Raw genomic sequence first — 2,957 nt, 5'->3', positions numbered from 1 at the left:
GGCCCCGCCACCTCGGACGCTCCCGCTCGCAGCGGAGCCGGTGCCGCGGCGTCGAGCGGCCCGCCGGCCCGCGTCACGGGACTGCGCGTGGCCAGGGGCGGCAGCGAGGTCGTGAGGGGAGTCGATCTGGCGCTCGGGGCGGGTGGGATCACGGTCCTGATGGGGCGGAACGGGGCGGGGAAGTCGACGCTGCTCTGGGCGCTTCAGGGATCGCAGTCGCGGATCGCCGGGCGCGTCGAGGTCGCCGGCCAGGACCCGGCCGGGCTCAAGCCGGAGCAGCGGCGGGGTCTGGTGGGACTGCTGCCGCAGACGGCGAGCGACCTGCTCTACCTGGAGACGGTCGCCGAGGAGTGCGCCGACGGCGGGCCGCGGACGCGTGCGATCCTCGACCGGCTGGTGCCCGGCATCCCCGACGACACCCACCCGCGCGACCTGTCCGAGGGACAGCGGCTCGCCCTCGCGCTGGCGCTGGTGCTGGCGGGCGACCCGCCGATGCTGCTCCTCGACGAGCCGACCCGCGGTCTCGACTACGCCGCCAAGAGCGCGCTCGCCGCGATCCTCCACGACCTCGCGAGCGACGGCCGCTCCGTCCTCGTCGCGACCCACGACGTCGAGTTCGCCGCCCACGTCGCCGACCGGGCGATGGTCCTCGCCGACGGCGAGATCATCAGCGACGGGCCCGCTCGCGAGGTGCTCACCGAGAGCCCGGCCTTCGCGCCGCAGGTCACGAAGGTGCTCGGCGCGCCGTGGCTCACCGTGGACGACGTACGCCGGGCGCTGGATGCCCCGGAGACGCAGCCGTGATCCGCCTCTCCGCCCGCAGCGCGGTGACGATCGCGATCGCCAGCGTCTTCGGGCTCATCACGCTCGTCTGGCCGCTGCTCGTCCACCGCACCGACGACCACCTCGTCCAGCCGCCGTGGGTCTTCCTCCTGCTGCTCCCGATCGTCGTCCTCGTCGTCGTGGCGGAGATGAGCGAGGACGGCCTCGACGCCCGCGCGCTGGCGATCCTCGGCGTCCTCAGCGCCGTCGACGCGGTCCTGCGCGGCCTGTCCGCCGGCACCGCCGGGGTCGAGTTCGTCTTCTTCCTCATCATCCTCGGGGGCCGGGTCTACGGCCCGGCCTTCGGCTTCCTGCTCGGCTGCACCGGCCTCTTCGCGAGCGCCCTGCTCACCGCGGGCGTCGGCCCGTGGCTGCCCTACCAGATGCTCTGCTCGGCCTGGATCGGCCTCGGCGCCGGACTCCTCCCGCGGGCCACCGGCCGGGCCGAGATCATGCTGCTGACGGCGTACGGCATCGCGGTCTCGTTCCTCTACGGCCTGCTGCTCAACCTCCAGGGCTGGCCGATGCTCGCCGGCGTGGCGATCGCCGGGCACCACGAGATGCTGGCGTTCGACCCCTCGGCGAGTGTCGGCGCCAACCTCGGCGTCTTCCTGCGCTACACGCTGGTGACCTCGACGACGAGCTACGACCTGATGCGCGCGATCACCACAGCCGTCGCGATCCTGCTGCTCGGCGGCGCGGTGATGACGACGCTGCGCCGCGCCGCCCGCCGCGCGACGATCACCGGGGTGGTTCAGGAGCCGAGCGGCCAGGTCGCCAGCCGCCGGCAGGCGTGATTGCCCCACCACTGCAGGTCGATCCGCGCGGCTCGGCAGGTCGCCGGCAGCACCTCGCCGAGCGAGGCCCGCAGCCACGCCGGCGTCACGGCGGCCGAGCGGCGGTCCAGCGTCAGGTGCGGTACGACGTCGCCGAAAGCCCCGCCGTAGGGCGGATGCCCCGGGAACGCCTCGGTCAGGCGCGCCGTCAGCTCGCCGAACGGGCCGGCCGGGTCCGGGCGCAGGTGCAGCAGCCCGTCGGGGAACTCCTCGATCTCCGCCAGCCCGAAGGCGAAGGGCGCCGAGGACCGGGCGATCTCCGCCACCGCCGCCAGGTCGGCGGCCGCCGGCGCCGCGATCCACGGCCCGAGGATCGTGACGTGCGCGTGGACGAAGTCCGGGTCCGCCGACACGAAGCTCGCGTCGTAGAACGCCGTCCGCTCCCGCACCCACGCCTCCAGCTCGGGCACCGGCACGGCGAGGACCGTGTGCCCCGTCCACGCCATCGGGTCAGAGGACCAGCACGCGGCCGGCGACGACGAGATGCACCTCGTCGCACGCGGCCGCGACCTGCTGGTTGACCGTGCCGAGCAGGTCGCGGAAGAGCCTGCCGGAGCGGTACGCCGGCACGATCCCCATCCCGACCTCATTGGTGACGATCACGACGTCGGCCCCGGGGATGCCTGCCTGGTGGGCGCCGAGGGCGGCGACGGTCTCGGCGACCTGGCGCTCGACGAGCTCGGTCACCTCGGCGACCGGGGCCTCCCAGAGCTCGTGCTGGTCGAGGAGGCCGGGGAGCCAGCTCCCGAGGCAGTCGATCAGCACCGACCCTCGAGCTTCCGCCAGCGCACCGGCGAGGTCGGTCGACTCGACACACCCCCACGAGACGGGCCGCCGAGCCCGATGCGCGGCGACCCGAGCGGTCCAGTCGGGATCGGCTTCGGCCTCGGGGGCGGGACCGGCCGCGACGTAGGTCACCTCGGGTGTCGTCGCGAGCAGCGACTCCGCATGCCTGGACTTCCCCGAGCGCACCCCGCCGGTCACCAACAGTGTCGTCACACACCCCATTCTGGCCGGTGGGTCTGGCCGGTGGGTCTGGCCGGTGGAGGCGGCGGCTGCCGTGCGCCTGTCGGGGTGGCGGCCCGTTCGTGCGTGACCTGGGGACGACGCGCCGATGCCGCCGGCGTGTCGGGCGCATGTGGCGCACGAACCGGCCGGTCCAGCGGCCGATAGTCTGGCCGACATGCCTCTCGCCGCCCCTTCTGAGACCGTCCGAGCCCTGGCCGCCGAGCGTCTGGCCGCGCTCGCCACCCCGCCGGGCGCTCTCGGCCGGCTCGGCGAGCTCGGCGTGTGGGTCGC

At 74.5% G+C, this 2,957-nt stretch carries 4 protein-coding genes; 2 read left to right on the top strand and 2 right to left on the bottom strand.

Annotation, left to right across the window (positions count from 1 at the left end; genetic code table 11):
- Together QM572_RS19310 and QM572_RS19305 are read left to right on the top strand one after the other, a co-directional pair.
- On the top strand, positions 1–804 hold an 804-nt coding region (locus tag QM572_RS19310), incomplete at its 5' end, for an ATP-binding cassette domain-containing protein (RefSeq protein ID WP_415095603.1).
- Positions 801–1,619, top strand: a complete 819-nt coding sequence (locus QM572_RS19305) for an ECF transporter S component (RefSeq protein ID WP_415095602.1) — start codon at positions 801–803, stop codon at positions 1,617–1,619. The genes QM572_RS19310 and QM572_RS19305, both read left to right, overlap by 4 nt.
- Here QM572_RS19305 and QM572_RS19300 read toward each other — a convergent pair.
- Positions 1,577–2,104, bottom strand: a complete 528-nt coding sequence (locus tag QM572_RS19300) for a 2'-5' RNA ligase family protein (protein ID WP_415095601.1) — start codon at positions 2,102–2,104, stop codon at positions 1,577–1,579. The genes QM572_RS19305 and QM572_RS19300 overlap by 43 nt on opposite strands.
- Positions 2,105–2,108: 4 nt before the next feature.
- Positions 2,109–2,657 (bottom strand): bifunctional adenosylcobinamide kinase/adenosylcobinamide-phosphate guanylyltransferase, encoded by a 549-nt coding sequence (locus tag QM572_RS19295; RefSeq protein ID WP_415095600.1) that lies wholly within the window; start codon positions 2,655–2,657, stop codon positions 2,109–2,111.
- Positions 2,658–2,957: the final 300 nt, after the last annotated feature.

This window comes from Nocardioides sp. (assembly GCF_047607365.1).
In the GTDB taxonomy this organism is placed as follows: Bacteria; Actinomycetota; Actinomycetes; order Propionibacteriales; family Nocardioidaceae; genus Nocardioides.
This window is presented reverse-complemented; position numbering and strand designations above follow the sequence as displayed.

Bases quoted from the DNA above. Each gene is read 5' to 3' on its own strand.
- QM572_RS19300 (WP_415095601.1), bottom strand. From the start codon at position 2,104: ATGGCGTGGACGGGGCACACGGTCCTCGCCGTGCCGGTGCCCGAGCTG.